Source organism: Streptomyces sp. NPDC033165 (genome assembly GCF_055577965.1).
This window is the reverse complement of the sequence record NZ_JBVIPK010000009.1, coordinates 217,177-238,527: the sequence shown is the minus strand read 5'-3', so window position 1 is coordinate 238,527 and position 21,351 is coordinate 217,177. Positions and strand designations below refer to the sequence as shown.

15 protein-coding genes are annotated in these 21,351 nt (G+C 72.5%); 12 read left to right on the top strand and 3 right to left on the bottom strand.

Translation table 11 applies throughout. From position 1 onward, the window contains the following. Positions 1–125: 125 nt before the first annotated feature. Complete coding sequence (locus ACZ5WC_RS22540; RefSeq protein WP_468542453.1) at positions 126–299, top strand: hypothetical protein; 174 nt, start codon at positions 126–128, stop codon at positions 297–299. A gap of 92 nt (positions 300–391) precedes the next feature. Then, positions 392–3,487, top strand: a complete 3,096-nt coding sequence (locus ACZ5WC_RS22535) for a helix-turn-helix transcriptional regulator (protein ID WP_468542522.1) — start codon at positions 392–394, stop codon at positions 3,485–3,487. 103 nt (positions 3,488–3,590) lie between these two features. Here the strand turns inward: ACZ5WC_RS22535 and ACZ5WC_RS22530 are convergent, their stop codons facing one another. The 3 genes from ACZ5WC_RS22530 to ACZ5WC_RS22520 all read right to left on the bottom strand — a co-directional run bounded on the left by ACZ5WC_RS22530 (position 3,591) and on the right by ACZ5WC_RS22520 (position 6,247). Further along, positions 3,591–3,896, bottom strand: coding sequence for a DUF6191 domain-containing protein (locus tag ACZ5WC_RS22530; RefSeq protein ID WP_468542452.1), 306 nt, complete (start codon positions 3,894–3,896; stop codon positions 3,591–3,593). Positions 3,897–3,934: 38 nt separating this feature from the next. Then, complete coding sequence (locus tag ACZ5WC_RS22525) at positions 3,935–5,146, bottom strand: PQQ-dependent sugar dehydrogenase (RefSeq protein ID WP_468542451.1); 1,212 nt, start codon at positions 5,144–5,146, stop codon at positions 3,935–3,937. A gap of 144 nt (positions 5,147–5,290) precedes the next feature. Beyond that, positions 5,291–6,247 (bottom strand): aldo/keto reductase, encoded by a 957-nt coding sequence (locus tag ACZ5WC_RS22520; protein ID WP_468542521.1) that lies wholly within the window; start codon positions 6,245–6,247, stop codon positions 5,291–5,293. A 164-nt stretch (positions 6,248–6,411) separates the two neighbouring features. Here ACZ5WC_RS22520 and ACZ5WC_RS22515 point away from each other — a divergent pair, with 164 nt between their 5' ends. From ACZ5WC_RS22515 to ACZ5WC_RS22470, 10 genes are all read left to right on the top strand, one after another. Then, positions 6,412–7,359 carry a 2-hydroxyacid dehydrogenase gene (locus ACZ5WC_RS22515; protein ID WP_468542450.1) on the top strand — a complete coding sequence of 316 codons (948 nt, stop codon included), beginning with the start codon at positions 6,412–6,414 and terminating at the stop codon, positions 7,357–7,359. A gap of 336 nt (positions 7,360–7,695) precedes the next feature. Beyond that, on the top strand, positions 7,696–10,518 hold the full coding sequence (locus ACZ5WC_RS22510) for a putative bifunctional diguanylate cyclase/phosphodiesterase (protein ID WP_468542520.1): 2,823 nt from the start codon (positions 7,696–7,698) through the stop codon (positions 10,516–10,518). A gap of 216 nt (positions 10,519–10,734) precedes the next feature. Next, a complete protein-coding gene (locus ACZ5WC_RS22505) occupies positions 10,735–12,591 on the top strand; it encodes an acetolactate synthase large subunit (protein ID WP_468542449.1) in 1,857 nt (618 codons plus the stop codon). Between the two features lie 22 nt (positions 12,592–12,613). Next, positions 12,614–13,141, top strand: a complete 528-nt coding sequence (ilvN, locus tag ACZ5WC_RS22500; RefSeq protein ID WP_468542448.1) for an acetolactate synthase small subunit — start codon at positions 12,614–12,616, stop codon at positions 13,139–13,141. Between the two features lie 119 nt (positions 13,142–13,260). Further along, positions 13,261–14,262 carry a ketol-acid reductoisomerase gene (ilvC, locus tag ACZ5WC_RS22495; protein WP_468542447.1) on the top strand — a complete coding sequence of 334 codons (1,002 nt, stop codon included), beginning with the start codon at positions 13,261–13,263 and terminating at the stop codon, positions 14,260–14,262. A gap of 311 nt (positions 14,263–14,573) precedes the next feature. Next, positions 14,574–16,166: a phosphoglycerate dehydrogenase gene (serA, locus tag ACZ5WC_RS22490; protein ID WP_468542446.1), complete on the top strand. Its 1,593-nt coding sequence runs from the start codon at positions 14,574–14,576 to the stop codon at positions 16,164–16,166. A 207-nt stretch (positions 16,167–16,373) separates the two neighbouring features. After that, the gene (locus ACZ5WC_RS22485; RefSeq protein WP_468542445.1) at positions 16,374–18,920 is read left to right on the top strand and encodes a Tox-REase-5 domain-containing protein; all 2,547 of its coding nucleotides are present in this window, start codon (positions 16,374–16,376) and stop codon (positions 18,918–18,920) included. 88 nt (positions 18,921–19,008) lie between these two features. Next, positions 19,009–19,707 carry a hypothetical protein gene (locus ACZ5WC_RS22480; RefSeq protein WP_468542444.1) on the top strand — a complete coding sequence of 233 codons (699 nt, stop codon included), beginning with the start codon at positions 19,009–19,011 and terminating at the stop codon, positions 19,705–19,707. Then, complete coding sequence (locus ACZ5WC_RS22475) at positions 19,704–20,246, top strand: hypothetical protein (protein ID WP_468542443.1); 543 nt, start codon at positions 19,704–19,706, stop codon at positions 20,244–20,246. The genes ACZ5WC_RS22480 and ACZ5WC_RS22475 overlap by 4 nt, the downstream gene beginning before the upstream one ends. Before the next feature lie 104 nt (positions 20,247–20,350). Then, positions 20,351–21,133 carry an isoprenyl transferase gene (locus ACZ5WC_RS22470; RefSeq protein ID WP_096626693.1) on the top strand — a complete coding sequence of 261 codons (783 nt, stop codon included), beginning with the start codon at positions 20,351–20,353 and terminating at the stop codon, positions 21,131–21,133. Positions 21,134–21,351: the final 218 nt, after the last annotated feature.

Genomic DNA, 21,351 nt, shown 5'->3' with positions numbered 1-21,351 from the left:
CCCCTCCTGGCCGACGACAGTGGACACACAGCGGACACAGGGCCCCGGCGGAACGGCCGGGCAACCCTCCGGCCCCTCCGGCCCCTCCGGTCCGCTGTCACGACCAGGAGTCAGGGAGAAACACCATGTACGAGTACGAGCTCTACCGCAGCGCCTCCGCCGAGCTGATCCGCCGGGCCGACGCCGAGCGTGAGGTGGGCCGGGCCCGCCGCGCCCTTCGCGCCGCCCGCCGCACCGGACGCGGCGACCCGGAAGGGAAGGCGGTCGAGGAGCACGCCCGCTTCGTCCGCGCCGCCTGACGGTGGCACGGCCCGGGACGGCCACCGAGCCGCGCCCCGAGAGCAAGATCACCATGCGGGAAAGGGGTCCCGCTTCCTCGGACGCGTATGCGATGCTCGGCGGCGTGGAGACCAGGTCAGTCAGCCCCGTGTTCGTCGGGCGAGCCGAGGAGCTCGCCTCACTCACCGAGGGGCTCGCCCGCGCCGCTTCCGGCGAACCGCAGGCGCTGCTGATCGGCGGGGAGGCGGGCGTCGGCAAGACCCGCCTGGTCGAGCAGTTCGTCACGGCGGCCCAGCGGCGCGACGCCGTGGTGGCCGTCGGGGCCTGCGTCGAGATCGGGGCCGACGGCCTGCCGTTCGCCCCCTTCCCCACCGCCCTGCGCGCCCTGCGCCGCGCCCTGCCCGAGGAGATGGCCGCCGCCTGCGCCGGGCAGGAGGGCGAGCTCGCCCGGCTCCTGCCCGAACTGGGCGAGGTCCACCGGGACGCCACCGACGAACACAGCATCGCCCGTCTCTTCGAGCTCACCGCCCGGCTCCTGGAGCGAATCTCCGCCGACCACGCGGTCGTCCTCGTCCTGGAGGACCTCCACTGGGCGGACGCCTCCACCAGGCATCTGCTCGCCTACCTCTTCCGTACGCTGCGCAGCGGCCGCCTCATGGTCGTCGGCACCTACCGCGCCGACGACATCCACCGCCGCCACCCTCTGCGCCCGCTCCTCGCGGAGCTGGACCGGCTGCGCACCGTCACCCGCATCGAACTCGACCGGTTCAGCCACGAGGAGGTCGGCCGCCAGCTCACCGGGATACTCGCCGTGGCCCCCGACACCGGGGTCGTCGACGAGATCTTCGACCGCTCCGACGGCAACGCCTTCTTCGTCGAGGAGCTCGCCCGCTCCCTGGAGTGCTGCGGAGACAGCTCGGGCCTGACCGAATCGCTCCGCGACCTGCTGCTCGTCCGCGTGGAGGCGCTCCCCGAGCACGCCCAGCGCGTCGCCAGGCTCGCCGCGGAGGGCGGTTCCTTCGTCGAGCACGAACTGCTGGCCGCCGTCGCCGGGCTCGACGAGGACGACCTCAACGAGGCGCTGCGGGCCGCCGTCGGCGCCAACCTGCTGCAACCCGCACCCGACAGTGGCGGCTACCGCTTCCGGCACTCCCTGGTCCGCGAGGCCGTCAGCGACGACCTCCTGCCCGGGGAGCGCACCCGCCTCAACCGCCGCTATGCCGAAGCGCTGGAGGCCGAGCCGTCCCTCGTAAGGGAGGACGAACGCGCCACCCGCCTCGCCAGCTACTGGTACGCCGCCCACGACGCGGCCAAGGCCCTGCCCGCCGTGCTCCAGGCCGCCGTCGAGGCCCGGCGCCGCTATGCGCACTCCGAGCAACTGCGGCTGCTGGAGCGGGCGATGGAGCTGTGGGACGACGTGCCCGACACCGTACGCGCCACCCTGCGCCCCTTCGACTACGCGGAGGTCTACCCGGCCTCCGGCTGTGACCCGGAGAACACGCCCCTGCGCTACCTGGACGTGATGGCCGAGGCCACCGTCGCCGCCCGCTTCGGCGGCGACCGCGGGCGGGCCCTGGCCATCTCCAAGAAGGCCATGCGGGTGCTGCGGTCCGAGGCCGATCCGCTGCGCGAGGCCTGGTTCTGGGTGCAGCGCGCCCGGCTCGTCCAGAGCCTCGACAAGGGCGACGGGTGGGAGGAGCTGGCCACCGCGCAGGAGCTGGTGCGCGGCCTGCCGCCGTCCGCCGTGCAGGCCGACGTCCTGACCAATGTGGCCAGTTGGCGGGCCCTGCACCAGCCCGGCCCGCAGGCGCTGGCCGACAGCGACCGTGCGGTGGAGTACGCCCGGCTCGTCGGCGACGAGTACATCGAGCTGCACGCCCGCCTCACCCGGGGCTGGCTCACCGCGGACGCGGGCGGCATCGAGGACGGCCTCGGCGAGATGTACGCAGTCCGGGACCGCGCCGAGAAGCTGCGACTGGTCCAGCTGCTGGGCCGGGCCAGCATCAATCTGGCCTCCTCCCTGGAGGCGATGGGCCGTTCGCTGGAGGCGGTGGCCGCCGCAGACCACGGCATCGAGGTCTGCCACAGCCACGGCCTGGCCGACTCCGGGGCCTGGGTGTACGCCAACCAGGCCCAGTCCCTGTTCTCCCTCGGCCACTGGACGCAGAGCGCGGCCGCCGCCGAGTCGGCCGCCCGCCTCGCCCTGTCCCCCAGGGCGAAGGGCCTCGCCGCCCAGCGCCGCACCGAACTGGCCCTCGCCCGCGGGGACATCGCCGAGGCGGAGGAACTGCTCGCCCTGGTCCGCAGGCACTTCGGCCAGCGCGACCCGCAGCCCCAGCATCTGATCACCCCGGTCCAGCACGGCATGCTGCTGGCGGCGGGGCAGGGACGGCTCGCCGAGGCGCGGGCCGCCTTCCAGGAGCTGGCCCGGCCCGGCTTCCCGCCCGGTACCCAGCGCTACGCCCTGCCGCTGCTCCAGTCCGCCGCCATGATCGAGGCGGACGCCCGTGGGCTGCCCGCCGCGGAAGCCGGGCGGCCGGAGATCCTCGCCCTGATCCGCCGGTGCGCGAAGAGCCTGCCGCTGCTCGTGCCCGTGTGGGCCGCCCACGGCGTCTTCATCGAAGCGGAGCTGGCCCGTGCGGAGGGCGCGGACACCCCTGAGCACTGGGCACGGGCCGCCGAGGCCTTCGGCCCGCTGAGCCGCCCCTACGAACTGGCCCGGATCCACCACCGCTGGGCCGAGTCCCTGCTCATCGCCCCCGGCGACCGGTCCACCGCCACGGCCCTGCTGCACCGGGCCCACACGGTCGCCCGCCGGCTCGGCGCCCGCCCGCTGGCCGAGGCGGTCGGACAGCTGGCGGCGCGGGCCAGGATCACCCTGGGCACGGCGGACCCCGGCGAGGGGGACCACCCGGTCATCCTGGCCGCACCCGTCGATGCCAGCGGGGAGGAGGCCGAGCCCGTCGCCGCCGAGAAGGCGGGCCCCGCGATCGCCGCCGTCGAGTCCTTCGGGCTGACCCCGCGCGAGCAGGACGTACACCGGCTGGTCGCGGCCGGGCACACCAACCGGAGGATCGCCGAGGAGCTGTTCATCTCGCCGAAGACCGCGAGCGTGCACGTCTCCAACATCCTGGCCAAGCTCGGCGTCTCCAGCCGCGGCGAGGCAGCCGCCCTGGCCCACCGCCTCCGCCTCTACCCGGTCGCGTAGGGAGACTTCCAGCGCGTAAGGAGGCTTCCAGGGGGTGTGTCCGGCGCCCGCCCACGCGGGACGGCCGGACTCCCGAGCCCGGCATGGTCCAGACGACAGGCCCTCAGGGCTGCTCCTCGTCCTCGCGGCGCTCCGGACCGCTCACCGGCCTTCCCGGGCGGGGCCGGTCGAGCACGGCGTCCTGCTCGGGGGCTGCGGGCCGCATACGCCGGGGGCCGGGCTCGGGCGGACCGCCCGTGCCCGGGTCCGTGTCCGGGGCGCGGACGGTCACCTTGCCGGAGGACAGGTCTATCGGCCCCCGGCCCGGATCGCCGACGCCGAAATCCACCCGGCTCAGCTCCAGCCGCTTCCGCTCGTCCGCGGCGTGCCTTCGCCCCGGGGCGAACAGCTCCTCGAAGAAATTGAACACCGGCCGTGCTCCCTCCGACGCGCAGCGCGGACGGGCGGCTACTCCACCTCCACCAGGAGAATCCTGTCGTCTCCCGGCTTCGGCGTCCCCCGGCCGTCCGTGTTGCTGGTGACCAGCCACATCCGGTCGCTCCCCGCACTCACCACCGTACGCAGGCGGCCGTGCTCCTCATCCAGGAACGACTGGGGGTCGGCCAAAGGTTCCTCGGCCTCGTCGCCCGACAGCGGAATCCGCCAGAGCCGCTCACCGCGCAGCCCCGCCATCCAGATCGAGCCCTCGGCGTACGCGATCCCGCTGGGCGAGGCCTCGGAGGTCTGCCACTGGGCCACCGGGTCGATGAACCCCTCCCCGCCCTCACGGCCCTCGGCCTCGGGCCAGCCGTAGTTCCCGCCGGGCTCGATCAGGTTCAGCTCGTCCCAGGTGTTCTGGCCGAACTCGGCCGCCCACAACCGCTTCTGCGCGTCCCAGGCGAGCCCCTGCACATTGCGGTGCCCGTACGAGTACACCACCGAGTCCGCCTCGGGGTTGCCGTGCACCGGCTCCCCGTCGGGGGTCATCCGCAGGATCTTGCCCGCCAGCGACTCCTTGTCCTGGGACAGGCCCGTGTCCCCGGTCTCGCCCGTGCCCGCGTACAGCATCTTGTCCGGACCGAACGCGATCCGTCCGCCGTTGTGGACGCTGCCCTTCGGGATGCCGCGCAGGACGGTGTCCGGCGCCCCCAGCCGCTGTCCCACCGGGCGCCTCTCGTCGTAAACCATCCGTACGATCCGGTTGTCGGACGTGGTCGTGAGGTAGGCGTACACCAGCTGGTCCGCGCCGAACGTCGAGGAGACGGCGAGCCCGAGCAGCCCGCCCTCGCCCGACGGGGACACCCCGGGCACCGAGCCCAGCAGCGTCTGCTTCCCGCTCTCGCCGTCGATGAGGTGGACGGTCCCCTCGTCCCGCGAGGCGACCATCAGATCACCGTCCGGCAGCGCGGCCAGCCCCCAGGGCGACTCCAGGCCCTCGGTCAGGGTCGAGACCACCTTCACCGAACCCTTGGCGGGCGGCTGGTCGGCCGACGCGCCCGGTGAGGGGGAGCCGGAGCTCCGCGAGGCGGTCGGTGAGGCGGAGCCCGTACCGGACGGTGATCCCTCCGCCCCGCCCGAGGAGCACGCGGCGGACAGGAGCAGCGAGGCCGTCGCCAGCGCGGCCACCACCCCCCTGCGCACCGCGGGGGACTGAACAGCTCCGAACACAGCACCGCGCACTGAACCGATCCTTTCGACGGCTGTCCGACTCTCTGCCCGTACTACCTGCTGCTTGCCGCCCGCTACCTGTTTCCTGCACGGCGGCCATGCCAGGAGTTCCCGGTGCGGCCCATTCTCCCGCCACCTTCCGCCTGGCGCCCGGTCTCAGTCCCAGGAGCCCCGCGCCGGGGGCAGCCCGGCGATCTCCGCCAGGTCCCGCTCGTCCAGGGCCACCCCCGCCGCCCCCGCGTTCTCCACCGCCCACCGTTCCCGCTTCGCCCCCGGCACCGGCACCACATGCGGGCCCTGGCGCAGCACCCACGCGAGTGCCACCTGTGCCACCGTCGCCCCGCGCCGCTCCGCGATCCGCCGCAGTCCGGCCACCACCGGCTGGTTCGCCGCCATCATCTCCGCCGTGAACCGCGGATGCCTGGCCCGCAGATCCTCCGGCTCGAACCCCTGGCCCGGCTTCAGCGCCCCGGTCAGATAGCCGCTGCCCAGCGGCATCGCGGCCAGCAGCCCGACGCCGCGCGCCGCGCACCAGGGCAGCAGCTCCTCCAGCGCCTCCGGCGACCACACCGACAGCTCCGCCTCCACGGCGCTGACCGGGAAGACCTGCTGAATCCGCGCCAACTGCCGGATCGTTCCCGCATACGGCCCGGCGCCCGACCTGCGCGGGGCGTGCGCCCCCACCGCGCAGAGCCCCAGCGAACGGACCTTGCCCGCCGTCACCAGCTCCGCCATCGCCCCCCAGGTCTCCTCCACCGGCACCTCCGGGTCGGCCCGGTGCAGCTGGTACAGGTCGATCACATCGGTCTGGAGCCGGCGCAGCGAGGCGTCACAGGCCCGCCGCACATACCCGGGCCGGCCGTTGGCCACGATGTGCTGATCGCCCACCAGCAGCCCGCACTTGGTGGAGACGAACGCCTCGGACCGGCGGCCCTTCAGCGCCCGGCCGACCAGCAGCTCGTTGGTGAACGGCCCGTACATGTCCGCGGTGTCGAGCAGCCGGACGCCCGCATCGAGTGCCGCGTGCACCGTCCGCACCGAACGGTCGCCGCGCTGCTGCGATGCGCTGTAGCCCCAGCTCATCGGCATACAGCCCAGCCCGACCGCGCCCACGGCAAGCCCCGCCGCCCCGATAGTCCTGCACTCCAACTCCCCGAACCCTCCCTCGTTCCCGCGGTCACGGGGCCGTACCGCACCCAAAACTAACCTCTGGCCGAACCGCATCCGGCGTCAGCCGTCCTGGAGCACTCGCACGCCTGTCGCATAGCCTCCTGACCATGACTGCGACGACTGCCGACGTGTGGCTGCCCTTCCGGGCCGACGAGATCGACGCCCTCCCCGAAGGCCTCAACCACCTCTTCTGGGACGGTGGCCCGGACTTCCCCGGTGATCCGGCCGACTGTGCCTACTACGTCGTTCCCTACATGAAGGGTTCCGAGATCGCGGTACGGCCGCTCGCCGCCATGAGCACCGTCCAGGTGGTCCAGACGCTCTCCGCGGGCATCGACCACGTGGAGCCGGGCCTCGGGCTGCTGCGCGCGGGGGTGCGCCTCTGCAACGCCAAGGGGGTGCACGAGGCGTCAACCGCCGAGCTGACGCTCGCCCTCGTCCTGGCCTCCTTGCGCGGCATCCCCGGATTCGTGCACGGCCAGGACGAGGAGGAGTGGCGGTCCGGCTTCTACCCGGCGCTCGCCGACAAGTCCGTGCTGATCGTGGGGTACGGCTCCATCGGCTCGGCCATCGAGGACCGGCTCGGCCCCTTCGAGTGCGCGCGGGTGGCGCGCGTCGCGCGCTCCGCACGGACCACCGCACGCGGTCCCGTACACACGCTCGACGATCTCCCCGCGCTGCTGCCCGAGGCCGACGTCGTCATTCTCTCCACCCCGCTGAACCCGTCCACGCAGGGGCTGGTGGACGCCGACTTCCTCGCCGCGATGCGGGACGGGGCCCTTCTCGTCAACGTCGCCCGGGGCGGAGTCGTCGACACCAAGGCCCTGCTGCCCGAAGTCGAGTCCGGGCGACTGCGGGCCGCGCTCGATGTGACCGACCCGGAACCGCTGCCGCCGGGCCATCCCCTCTGGCATGCTCCGAATGTCTTGATCACACCTCATGTGGGCGGCAGCACCTCGGCGTTCGAACCGCGCGCCAAGCGGCTGCTGGCCGCGCAGCTCACCCGCTTCGCCGCCGGAGAGCCTGTGCACAACGTGGTACGCACCACCGGCTGACCGGCCCGGGCGGCCACGCTGCGGGGCGGTCCGGATGCACGCAGTGCCGCTCACCTCGCATTTCGTCACGGAGCGTAGAGAAGCTATGGCCCTGAGTGACGGATCTGGTGTATCGTCCGCACCGGAGGGCTGCGCCGTGTAAGGGAAGGCGCGGGGGGAGCATCGGAACGCGAGGGGGCGACGGGCGATGTGCTGGCCATGGAGAGACGATCCGACGTGGGCGGGCGGGCGGCCGGGGCCCTCGGCGCGGACGCGGCGCTCCGCCCGCCCGTGGCCGGATTCCGGCCCCGGTTCCGCACTGGCGGCCAGGCCGGGCCCGGGGCGGGGAGCCCTCCGGTGAGCGCGCTGGGGGCCCTGCTCTCCCCGCGCTCCGCCTCCGGCGGTGCGGGCCTGCGGTCCCGGATTCTGCTCGGCGTCGTCTGCGCGGCGTATTCGGTGGGTGCCGCCGTCGGCTGGGGGTCACCCCGACTGGCGCTCGTCATGGGGGACTTCGGCCTCGCCGTGGCGGCGCTGATCGCTGCCGTCTCCTGCTTCCTCTACGCGCGCACCGGCGCGGGACGGCTGCGCCCTGCCTGGCTGCTGTTCTCGCTCTCCTCGCTCATGGCGGCCTGCGGAAACGCCGTCTGGGGCTGGTACGAGGTGATCCTCTCGGTCCCCGTGCCGACCCCCTCCCTCGCCGACGTGTTCTTCCTCTGCTTCGCGCCGCCCGCCATCGTCGGGCTGCTCGTGCTCGCCAAGCGCCCCGTCACCCGCGCCGGCTGGGTCTGCCTGGCCCTGGACGCCTGGCTGATCGCCGGCTCCCTGCTGACGCTCGCCTGGAGCCTCGCCCTCGCGCACGCCGCGCACATGGCGGGCTTCCAGGAGGCCAGCGTGGCGCCCGCCGCCCTCTCGCTGGCCTATCCGCTGCTCGACATCGTGCTCGTCTCGATGGTGCTCGCCCTGCACTTCCGCCGGTCCGGCGCCAACCGCTCCGCGGTCAACACCACCATCGCCGCCCTGGCGCTCACCGTGCTGAGCGACGCGGTCTTCACCTCGCCGCTGCTGCGCTCCACCTACCACTCGGGCCAGCTCCTCGACGCGGGCTGGTTCGCTGGTTCGCTGCTCCTCGCCTACGCCCCCTGGGGCGCCCGGCGCGGGGCCGGGGCCGCCGAGCGCCCCGGACCGCCGCGGGCCGCCGCCAGCCGCCCGATCGCCGGTTCGCTGGCCGCCCTGACCCCCTATCTCGCCGCCGCCGTCTGCACCCTGGGCATCCTGTACAACGTGGTCGAGGGCCGCCGGGTGGACCGGGTCGTCGTCCTCACCGGCTGTACGGTCGTCCTGGCGCTCGTCGTCCGCCAGGGCATCATGCTCCTCGACAACATCTCCCTCACCCAGGAGCTGGCCCAGAAGGAGAACCACTTCCGCTCCCTGGTCCAGGGCTCCAGCGACGTCATCATGATCGCCGCACCCAACGGGACCCTGCGCTACGTCAGCCCCGCCGCCGCCGGGGTCTACGGGCGCGAGGCGGAGGACCTCGTCGGCTCCGAGCTGTCCTCGATCATCCATCCCGAGGACCTCGGCCGGGTGGTCCACGAGGTGCGGCGCTTCCTCGCCGCCCCACCGCACGAAGAACCCACCACGCGCATCGAGTGCCGCTTCCGCTCCGGAACCGGCGACTGGCTCAACGTCGAGTCCACCGTCAACCGCCATCAGGGCGGCCTCCTCCTCAACAGCCGTGACGTCACCGAACGGGTCAGGCTCCAGGCCCAGTTGCAGCACAACGCCGAGCACGACCCGCTCACCGACCTGCCCAACCGGGCGCTGTTCACCGCCCGGGTCCGCAAGGCGCTCGGCGGCCGCCGAGCGGGCGACTCCGGCACCGCCGTCCTCTTCATCGACCTCGACGGCTTCAAGGCGGTCAACGACACCATCGGCCACCAGGCGGGCGACGAACTGCTCGTCCAGGCGGGCCGCCGCCTCCAGGAGTCCGTCCGGGCCGGGGACACCGCGGCGAGGCTCGGCGGCGACGAGTTCGCGGCGCTCATCGTCGGCGACGGCACCCGCGACCAGGGCGCCCGGGAGTACCAGGTCCACGAGATCGCCGAGCGGCTGCGCCTCACCCTCTCCCAGCCCTACCGGATCGGCCCCAGCGAGGTCCGGGTGGCCGCCTCCATCGGCGTCGCCTTCGCCGAGCCCGCCATCAGCCCCACCGACCTCATGCGCAACGCCGACCTGGCGATGTACCGGGCCAAGGCGGGCGGCAAGGACCGGGTCGAGCTGTACGCCCCGCAGATGCAGGCCGACGTCGTACGCCGCTCCGAGCTGGCCACCCGGCTGCGGACCGCCCTGCGCGACGGGGAGTTCGCCCTGCTCCACCAGCCCGTGGTCCACCTCGCCAGCGGGTCCGTGGCCGCCGTCGCCGCCCAGGCCCGCTGGAGATCCGCCCAGGGCATCCTGTTCACCCCCGCCGAGTTCCTCCGGGTCACCGGCGACGACGACCGCACCGCCGAGCTCGGCCGCTGGCTCCTGGAGGAGTCCGTCGCCCAGGCCGCCGACCGGGCCAGGGCCGGGCACCCCGTCCCGGTCGCCGTGCGGCTGTCCGCCGCCCGGCTGCTGGACACCGCCGCGCCCTTCGGCTCCATCGAGGCGCTGCTGACCCGGCACGGCCTGCCCTCGGGCGCCCTGATGGTCGAGGTGGCCGACAGCGACCCCCGCGTCTCCTTCGACGCCCTGGAGCAGCGCCTCGTGGCCCTGCGCCGGCTCGGCGTGCGGATCGCGCTCGACGGCTTCGGCAGCGGCTTCGCGGCGATCAACGCCCTGCGGCGGCTCCCCATCGACGTACTGAAGCTCGACCGGAATCTGGTCGAGGGGGTGGTCGAATCGGCCAGACTTCACAAGATCACCAGTGGGCTGCTGCGGATCGCCTGCGACCTCGGCCTCCAGTCCGTCGCCGACGGCGTCGACGCACCCGAGCAGGTCCTCGCCCTGCGCGCCATGGGGTGCACGCACGGCCAGGGGATGGCCTTCTCCGGGCCGCTCGACGAATACCGGCTGCGGCGGGCGCTGGTCCGCGGGGAGTTCCCCGTGCCGGGCATTCCGGGCCCCCGGCCGGCCATGGCGGGCGGCTCGATCCCACTGCTCACCGGATCACATACTGAGACGCCCGTCCCACCCCCTTGACACGTCATGCGTGCCGGAGAGAGGGTCAATGCCATGCGCACCCGAATTCTCGTACTTGGAAAGCGCGTCGGCTGAAGCAGAGTCACTCCACGACACTCTGCGGACCATCCCGGCGCGCTCCCCTCGCTTGCCTCACGGCACGAGGGGTTTTTTGTTGCACCGACACGCTCAAACCGCTGCAAAACACCCGCGAAAACCCTCAGCTTCGAGAAGAGAATGCCGATGACCGAGCAGGCCACCGGGGCCCATCACCCGCAGCCGCGCGCCCGTAACAGCGGACAGCCGTCCGCCACCGTCGAGCACGTCACGGGCGCCCAGTCCCTCATCCGTTCTCTTGAGGAAGTCGGCGCCGACACGGTATTCGGCATCCCCGGCGGTGCGATCCTCCCCGCCTACGACCCGATGATGGACTCCACCCGCGTCCGTCACGTCCTGGTCCGCCACGAGCAGGGCGCCGGTCACGCCGCCACCGGGTACGCACAGGCCACCGGCAAGGTCGGCGTCTGCATGGCCACCTCGGGGCCCGGCGCCACCAACCTGGTCACCCCGATCGCCGACGCGCACATGGACTCCGTGCCGCTCGTCGCGATCACCGGCCAGGTCGCCTCCAAGGCCATCGGCACCGACGCCTTCCAGGAAGCCGACATCTGCGGCATCACGATGCCGATCACCAAGCACAACTTCCTGGTGACCAAGGCCGAGGACATCCCGCACACCATCGCCGAGGCCTTCCACATCGCCTCCACCGGCCGCCCCGGACCGGTCCTCGTCGACATCGCCAAGGACGCCCTCCAGGCCCGGACCACCTTCAGCTGGCCGCCCACCCAGGACCTGCCCGGCTACCGCCCGGTGACCAAGCCGCACGCCAAGCAGATCCGCGAGGCCGCCAAGCTGATCACCCAGGCCAAGCGCCCCGTGCTGTACGTCGGCGGCGGCGTCCTCAAGGCCAGGGCCACCGCCGAGCTGAAGGTCCTCGCGGAGCTGACCGGAGCGCCCGTCACCACTACCCTGATGGCGCTCGGCGCGTTCCCCGACAGCCACCCGCTGCACGTGGGAATGCCGGGCATGCACGGCGCGGTCACCGCCGTCACCGCGCTGCAGAAGGCCGACCTGATCGTCGCCCTCGGCGCCCGCTTCGACGACCGCGTCACCGGCAAGCTGGACAGCTTCGCCCCGTACGCCAAGATCGTCCACGCCGACATCGACCCGGCCGAGATCGGCAAGAACCGCACCGCGGACGTCCCGATCGTGGGCGACGCCCGCGAGGTCCTGGCCGACCTGGTCCAGGCCGTCCAGGCCGAGCACACCGAGGGCCGCACCGGCGACTACGCCGCATGGTGGAAGGACCTCAACCGCTGGCGCGACACCTACCCGCTCGGCTACGACCTGCCCGAGGACGGCAGCCTCTCCCCGCAGCAGGTCATCCAGCGCATCGGCAAGCTCGCCCCCGAGGGCACGATCTTCGCGGCGGGCGTCGGCCAGCACCAGATGTGGGCCTCCCACTTCATCGACTACGAGCAGCCCGCCACCTGGCTCAACAGCGGCGGCGCCGGGACGATGGGCTACGCGGTCCCGGCCGCGATGGGCGCCAAGGCCGGCATGCCCGACCGCACGGTCTGGGCCATCGACGGCGACGGCTGCTTCCAGATGACCAACCAGGAACTGACCACCTGCGCGCTCAACAACATCCCGATCAAGGTCGCCGTCATCAACAACGGCGCCCTCGGAATGGTCCGCCAGTGGCAGACCCTCTTCTACAACCAGCGCTACTCCAACACCGTCCTGCACTCCGGCCCCGACAGCGACGGCGGCCCGGCCAGGGGCACCCGCGTCCCGGACTTCGTCAAGCTGTCCGAGGCCATGGGCTGCTACGCCATCCGCTGCGAGGACCCGGCCGAACTGGACAAGGTCATCGAAGAGGCCAACTCCATCAACGACCGCCCCGTCGTGATCGACTTCATCGTCCACGAGGACGCCATGGTCTGGCCGATGGTCGCGGCCGGCACCTCCAACGACGAGGTCCAGGCCGCACGCGGCGTCCGCCCCGACTTCGGCGACAACGAAGACGACTGAGAGACAGAGAGAGAACGACTCCATGTCCAGCAAGCACACGCTCTCCGTCCTGGTCGAGAACAAGCCCGGTGTCCTCGCCCGGATCACCGCCCTGTTCTCCCGACGCGGCTTCAACATCGACTCGCTCGCGGTCGGTACCACCGAGCACCCCGACATCTCCCGCATCACCATCGTCGTGAATGTCGAGGACCTGCCCCTGGAGCAGGTGACCAAGCAGCTCAACAAGCTGGTCAACGTCCTGAAGATCGTCGAACTCGAGCCCGCCGCTGCGATCCAGCGGGAGCTCGTCCTGGTGAAGGTCCGCGCCGACAACGAGACCCGCTCCCAGATCGTCGAGATCGTCCAGCTGTTCCGCGCCAAGACCGTCGACGTCTCCCCGGAGGCCGTCACGATCGAGGCGACCGGAGGGGCCGACAAGCTGGAGGCGATGCTCAAGATGCTGGAGCAGTACGGCATCAAGGAGCTCGTCCAGTCCGGCACCATCGCCATAGGGCGCGGCGCGCGCTCGATCACCGACCGGTCCCTGCGCGCCCTCGACCGCTCGGCCTGAGCCGACGCACCCGAGCGGGGCGGCCGTCCGCCCCGCTCGGATGGCGAGACCCGACCACACTCACGACGCACCCCGCCGTACGGTGGGACGCAACACCTGCACACCAAGGAGAAGACCCAGTGGCCGAGCTGTTCTACGACGACGATGCCGACCTGTCCATCATCCAGGGCCGCAAGGTCGCGGTCATCGGCTACGGCAGCCAGGGCCACGCCCACGCGCTGTCGCTCCGTGACTCCGGCGTCGACGTCCGCGTCGGTCTGCACGAGGGCTCGAAGTCCAAGGCCAAGGCCGAGGAGCAGGGCCTGCGCGTGGTGACCCCCGCCGAGGCCGCCGCCGAGGCCGACGTCATCATGATCCTCGTCCCGGACCCGATCCAGGCCCAGGTCTACGAGGAGTCCATCAAGGACAACCTCAAGGACGGCGACGCCCTGTTCTTCGGCCACGGCCTGAACGTCCGCTTCGGCTTCATCAAGCCGCCGGCCGACGTCGACGTCTGCATGGTCGCCCCCAAGGGCCCCGGCCACCTGGTCCGCCGCCAGTACGAGGAGGGCCGCGGCGTCCCGTGCATCGTGGCCGTCGAGCAGGACGCCTCGGGCAAGGGCCTGGCGCTCGCCCTGTCGTACGCCAAGGGCATCGGCGGCACCCGTGCCGGCGTCATCAAGACCACCTTCACCGAGGAGACCGAGACCGACCTGTTCGGTGAGCAGGCCGTCCTCTGCGGTGGCACCGCCGCCCTGGTCAAGGCCGGTTTCGAGACGCTGACCGAGGCGGGCTACCAGCCCGAGATCGCGTACTTCGAGTGCCTGCACGAGCTGAAGCTCATCGTCGACCTCATGTACGAGGGCGGCCTGGAGAAGATGCGCTGGTCCATCTCGGAGACCGCCGAGTGGGGCGACTACGTCACCGGCCCCCGGATCATCACCGACGCCACCAAGGCCGAGATGAAGAAGGTCCTCACCGAGATCCAGGACGGCACCTTCGCCAAGAACTGGATGGCCGAGTACCACAACGGTCTGCCCAAGTACAACGAGTACAAGAAGGCCGACAGCGACCACCTGCTGGAGACCACCGGCCGTGAGCTGCGCAAGCTCATGAGCTGGGTGAACGACGAAGAGGCCTAGGCCTCGGGGAGCGGGGCGGGTCCGGAAGGGCCCGCCCCGCTCCGTATCACCAGAAGCATCGCCGGAAGCATCACCGGGAGCACTGACGGGAGCACTGCCGGAAGGCGCGGGTCCTGTGCGGGTGTACACCACGTCCACCCCGTGCGGGTGATCCTTCCATCAGGGCGCAGTAGAAGGCCCGCCGCATGACTACACTTCTCAACACATACACGCGTCAGGGCCCACAGTGTCGTGCGTCTACCACGCGGCTAGCCCCTCCACCGCCTGCGGCCGTCGGGACGGCCGTCCGCACTGGACTTGTGAGGACTCACGTGAGCTCGAAACCTGTCGTACTCATCGCTGAAGAGCTGTCGCCCGCCACGGTCGACGCTCTGGGTCCGGATTTCGAGATCCGGCACTGCAACGGCGCGGACCGCGCCGAGTTGCTCCCCGCGATCGCCGATGTCGACGCGATCCTGGTGCGCTCCGCGACCAAGGTCGACGCCGAGGCCATCGCCGCCGCCAAGAAGCTCCGGGTCGTGGCCCGCGCGGGCGTCGGTCTGGACAACGTCGATGTCTCCTCGGCCACCAAGGCCGGTGTGATGGTCGTCAACGCCCCGACCTCCAACATCGTCACCGCCGCCGAGCTGGCCTGCGGTCTGCTGGTCGCCACCGCGCGGAACATCCCGCAGGCCAACACCGCCCTGAAGAACGGCGAGTGGAAGCGCTCCAAGTACACCGGCGTCGAGCTCAGCGAGAAGGTCCTCGGCGTCGTCGGCCTGGGCCGCATCGGTGTCCTGGTCGCCCAGCGCATGTCGGCCTTCGGCATGAAGGTCGTCGCCTACGACCCCTACGTCCAGCCCGCCCGCGCCGCGCAGATGGGCGTCAAGCTCCTCAGCCTCGACGAGCTGCTGGAGGTCGCCGACTTCATCACCGTGCATCTGCCCAAGACCCCCGAGACCCTCGGCCTCATCGGGGACGAGGCGCTGCACAAGGTGAAGCCCTCGGTGCGCATCGTCAACGCCGCGCGCGGCGGGATCGTCGACGAGGAGGCGCTGTACTCCGCGCTCAAGGAGGGCCGCGTCGCGGGCGCGGGCCTCGACGTGTACGCGAAGGAGCCCTGCACGGACTCCCCGCTCTTCCAGTTCGACCAGGTCGTCTGCACCCCGCACCTGGGGGCCTCCACCGACGAGGCCCAGGAGAAGGCGGGCATCGCGGTCGCCAAGTCCGTCCGTCTCGCGCTCGCGGGTGAGCTGGTCCCGGACGCGGTCAACGTCCAGGGCGGCGTCATCGCCGAGGACGTACGCCCCGGCCTCCCGCTCGCCGAGAAGCTCGGCCGGATCTTCACCGCGCTCGCGGGCGAGGTCGCGGCCCGGCTCGACGTCGAGGTGTACGGCGAGATCACCCAGCACGACGTGAAGGTGCTGGAGCTCTCGGCGCTCAAGGGCGTCTTCGAGGATGTCGTCGACGAGACCGTCAGCTACGTCAACGCCCCGCTCTTCGCGCAGGAGCGCGGTGTCGAGGTACGCCTCACCACCAGCTCCGAGTCGCCGGATCACCGCAATGTGGTCACCGTGCGCGGCACGCTCTCCAGCGGCGAGGAGGTCGCGGTCTCCGGCACGCTGGCGGGCCCGAAGCACCTCCAGAAGATCGTGGCCATCGGCGAGCACGACGTGGACCTGGCCCTCGCGGACCACATGGTCGTCCTGCGCTACCAGGACCGTCCCGGTGTGGTCGGCGCGGTCGGCAAGGTCCTCGGCGAGGCCGGGCTGAACATCGCGGGCATGCAGGTCTCGCGGGCGGCCGCGGGCGGCGAGGCGCTCGTCGTCCTCACCGTCGACGACACCGTCCCGCAGACGGTGCTGACCGAGATCGCCGAAGAGATCGGCGCCTCCTCGGCCCGCTCGGTGAACCTCACCGACTGACACCCCGCACGATCCCGCCCTGTACCCGGTGGCCGGGCCCCTCGTCCCGTACGAGAGGCCCGGACGCCGGGTACAGCGCTTTCCGCCGACAGCCAACCCGCCGGGGTGGGCCCGGGGTTGGGCCCTGGGGCCCACGACGTGCGGTGGCCCCGACCCTAGGGTGACCGATTATCAGGTCACTCAGGGGTACCGGGGGTCGGATCACGTATGTCTGCTGTCGGTGGCATACCCGTAGCGGGAGGACCGGCCCCGGCCGCCGCCCCGCGGCGTGAACTCCCGGGCCCCCTCGTCCTCGTACGAGTGCTGCTCCTCGTCCTCCTCGGCGCGACGGCCCTGGGCGCGATCGGTCTCTCCGGCTCCGCGCTCGCCGTGGACGCGATGGGCGCCGAGGTGCTCGGCATCCTGCTGTACGCCTCCGCGCCCGGGGTGCTCGGCGCACTGCTGGCCCGGCATGTACGGACCGGCGGCACGCGGGTGCGGTGGGGGATCGTCGCCGTTCAGGGGTGGCTGATCCTCGGCGGGCTCGCCAACCTCGGGAACGGTTCTCCGGACGGGCTGACCCAGCTGGTCCTGCCGATCCTGATCATCGTCCTGATCAGCCGGGCGCCGAGCCGTGCGTGGTTCCGGCTGCCGTCCGCCGAACGGGGCCGGCCGCCGAAGTTCTCGCTCCCGCACATGATCACCTGGCGCCGGGACCGGGGGCAGACCGCCCTGGAGTACCTGGGCCTCGTCCTGATCGTCGTCGCGCTGATCGCGGCCCTGACAGTGGGCGGCCTCGGCGGCCGGATCACCGACGGACTCCAGTCGGCGATCTGCTCGCTGACCGGCAGCTCCTGCCCGGTGTCCGGAGGCAGCGACTCCGTCGAGGCGGGGGACAGCCCGGGCGGGGGAGCGGACGGCGGTACGTCGGGGAGCGCGGACGGCGGTGCGGATGCCGGTGCGGATGCCGGTGCGGACGGCGGTGCCGACGGCGGCGCCGACGGTGGGTCGACAACCACGGGCGGGACGACCGGCGGCGATGCGACGGGCGGGACGGGGAGCACGGGAGGTACGGGAGGTACGGGAGGTACCGGCAGTACGGAAGGGACGGGCAGGACCGGCAGTACGGGCGGGACCAGTGGTACGGAAGGTACGGGCGGGGCCAACACCGGCGGCACCGCGTCCGGCGGCTCCGGAAGTACCGGCGGCTCCGGAAGTACCGGCGGAACCGGGGGCGGCACCGGCGGGCCCGACGACACCGGGCGTCCCGGCACCGGTGAGGACACCTTTCCGGAGGAACACGAGGAGCCCGAGGCCGCCTACGACGTGCCCGCCTCCGCCGAGGGCGAGGGCGGTGGGGAGCAGGCCGAGGAGAAGGAGGACTGCGGCGGCTGGGGCTTCTTCGGCTGCGCCTGGGACCGTACGACCCAGGTCTTCAAGGGCGTCGTGGTCGACGGGATCTGGGGCGACATCACCGGGATCATCGACCTGTTCAAGCCCGAGACCTGGTCGGGCCTCGTGGACTACGGCGGCCGGCTCGCCGACCAGTGGGCGGCCGACTCCGCGGGCGCGGGCGACAAGTGGGCGGACGGCGACTACCTGGGCGCGCTGTGGGACTGGGGCGGGGCCTCGGTCAACACGGTGATCACGGTCGGCGACGACATGTTCGTCGGGGACGAGGTCCGTGAGCGCTGGAACAACGGGGAGAAGACCCGGGCCGTCACCGACGTGATCTGGAACGTCGGCTCGCTGTTCATCCCCGGCTACAACGTCGCGAAGGTGGTCGGCAAGGCCGGGAAGCTCGGCAAGGTCGGCAAGGTGGCCTCCGAGGTCGCCGACGCGGCGGGCGACGCGAGCGCGGCCGCCCGCCGGGCCCGGCAGGCCGCGGAGGCGGGCGACCTGGAAGGCGTACGCAAGGCGGCGAAGGAGGCCGACGAGGCGGCGGACAGCGCCGAGGACGCGGCGCGCCGGACCGGTTGCGCCATCGCGTCCGGGACACCGTCGGTGCGGTACGGGGGAGGCGGCACCGGTGGAGTGCCCGGCTCCGGTACCGGGGTGCTGGCGGGCGGCTCGCCGGGGCGGATCATCCTCGCGGAGGGCGGCTGCGACGAGGCTGCCAGGCAGTCGGCCGAGGAGGCGCGGGCGGCGGAGCGCCAGGCGCACCTGGACCAGAAGCGGCTGGAGGAGCCCGAGCGGGCCCGGAAGGCCGAGCTGGACAAGAAGAAGTACCCCGAGCCGCAGCGCAACGACACCTCCGACCCGCGCAACTACAACCCGCCGTCCTGGGCCGACGGCCTCAAGGACCGTACGCTCGGCGACGCCGACGCGGGCGACGGCTACTGGGCGAGCCGGGACCGCAACCCCGCGCCGAATTGGAAGAACGAGTCCTGGCTCCGCTACCAGGAGCAGATCACCGGGACGAACCGGGGCCAGGAGTACGTCGTACCGCACCCGCGCGAGGGCAAACCGGCCGTGGAATACGACGGGTGGGACTCCTCCCGGCAGACCTACCTGGAGGCCAAGAACGGTTACGGCAGCTATCTGTCCAAGACCGACCGCTCCAGCCTCACCCCGTCCGGCAAGGACAAGTTCGTCGCCGAGGCACGGGCCCAGGTGGAGGCGTCCGGCGGCCGCGCCGTGGAATGGCACTTCTCCGACCCGGACGTGGCCAAGGCGGCCCGCAAGGCGTTCCGCGAGGAGGGGCTGCCGATCAAGGTGATCAACACCAAGCCGCACCCCGGCGACAGCACCAGGAAACCGGAAGCATTCGACTGAGGGCTGTCCCGCCAGGGATGACCGGACAGCCCTCGGCGGCCGAGTAGCCTGCAACGCGGGACGGCCGGCCGACGGAGGAGAGACGAGCATGCGACGTGTAGTGCGGGGCTTCTGGGGCCCGAGGCCCGAACCGGTCGAGGCCCTGGCCGACCGGTGGCAGCGGACCCTGGACGGGTTCGCCGAGCTGGTCCCGCAGGCGGCCGACGTCTGGAGCCAGGTGCACGGGAACGGACCCGCGACCGCCTTCACCGCAGGAGGGGACGGTCTGCTCGGCGCGCTGCGGACCGCCCAGGACGCGGCCGACTGGTCGGACCTCACCGGTACCGGGCTGCGGCTCGTCGGTACGGGGGCGCCCGGCTGGGAGGCGGAGGTCAGCGGACTGGCCGGGGGCTCACCGCGGTTCCTGCTCCAGTCGCTCGCGATCGTCCTCCACGCACCGGACATCGCCGTGGTCCCGGAGGAGGAGATCCTGTCCCTCCTGGCCCGGGTGTGGGAGCCGGACTTCGGTGACGTGAGCGACGACGACGTGCTGGACGCCCTGGAGGACGACGCCGGGTATTCCGTCGGCGACCCGGTCGTCGGCCGCACCGGCTACCTCTCCCCGGCCCGCGCCGCCCTGGTCCCGGCAGGCCTGGAGGTGGTCCGGCAGCAACTCCCGGCAGGCGGCGAGCTGCTGAGTATCGCGGCCCCCGGCGACAGCGCGACGGTGGTGCGGGTGTACGAACGGCTGCGCGAGGCCGGGGCGCTGGCCCCGCTGCCCCGCCCGTTGGACCGGCCCGTCCTGTGACCGCCCGGGCCGGGGAGGCCTTCGACGCGGACCGGGCGGCCGCCGAGGTCGGGGAGCTCCTCGCCGCCCCCGTACCGGCCACCGGCCCCACCGCCGCCGAGGGTGACCCGGCCACCGGCGAGTGGACGGTCACCGCGGGGGCGGGGTTCCGGATCGTGCCGCTGTGGGAGGGCGACCCGCTGACCGGCGTGTACGCCCCCGAGTGGAACGACGCCGAGGAGGCCGCGGCCGCCCGCCTCGACTCCCTGGCCCGAGTGCTGGACGCCCGCTGGGGTCCGCGCCGCACGGTCCCGCTGCACGGGCCGCTGCTGCGGTGGCAGGGCGGTTCGCCCGTGGAGCCGCTGTTCGAGGCGCTGTTCGCGGAAGATCTGTACGGGGACCTGAGCGTCTGGGGCCCGCTCGGCTCCGGCGGGGCCCCGGAGGACCGCTGGGTCGCGCTGACCGTCGGTCACAGCGACGCGGACGCGCCGATGGTGCTGGCCGCACTGGTCAGCGACCGGCCGGTGGCCGAACCGGAGGGCGTGGACGGCCCGTTGTGAGGCTCCGAGGCCCCGCCGTCGCGCTCCCGTACGACCCCGCCGGGGGTGGCCGCGGACGCTGGTAGGGTCCTTCGGCACCACCCATCCCGTGATGGAGAAGGTCCATGAAGCTGCTCCCCCTGTTCCTGCGACGCCCGATCGAAGCGGTGTACGAGCGTCGGCTCGCCGCCACCCTGGTGGGGCTGCCCCGCCCGCAGCACGTCGGGATCATGGTGGACGGCAACCGGCGGTGGGCCCGCAAGGCCGGGCACACGGACGTCCGGGAGGGGTACCGGGCGGGCGGCGCGAAGGTGACCACCTTCCTCGGCTGGTGCACCGCCGCGGGGATCGAGCACGTCACCCTCTTCATGCTCTCCGACGACAACCTGGGCCGCCCCGCCGAGGAGCTCGGCCCGCTGATCGAGGTCATCGAGGAGACCGTCCGCGACATCACCGCCGAGGGCCGCGACTGGGAGGTCCAGGTGATCGGCTCGCTCGACATGCTGCCCGGCTCCAGCGCCCGGGTGCTCAAGGAAGCCACCGCCGCCACGAGCGGGCGCGGCGGGCTCAAGGTGGACGTGGCGGTCGGCTACGGTGGCCGGCGCGAGATCGTCGACGCGGTGAAGGCCGCCTTCGAGGAGCACATGGCCGCCGGGGGCGACCCTGCCGAGCTGGTCGCGCGGTTCGGGATCGACGACATCTCCCGGCACCTCTACTCGCCGATCGCCGACCACACCGACTTCATCATCCGGACCTCCGGCGAGCAGCGGCTCTCCGGCTTCCTGCTCTGGCAGTCCGCGTACGCCGAGATGCACTGGGTGGACTGCTACTGGCCCGCTTTCCGGCACGTGGACTTCCTGCGGGCGCTGCGGTCGTACGCGAACAGGGAACGCCGCTTCGGCAAGTGACGCTCCCCGCACCGCACTCAGGTCCCAGAGCGATCCGCCGCGGTGCGTGGGCCGCCCGTCGACGACCGTGAGCAGCACCGGCAGATCCGGCAGCTCGGTGGCCGCGGTGGTCAGCGGGCTGTCGGCCAGGGCCGTGTGGTCGGCGCGGCAGCCGCAGGAGAGCCGCCCCGCCTCGGCCTCGCGCCGTCCGCCGCAGGGCCGATGTCACGGGACCCGGT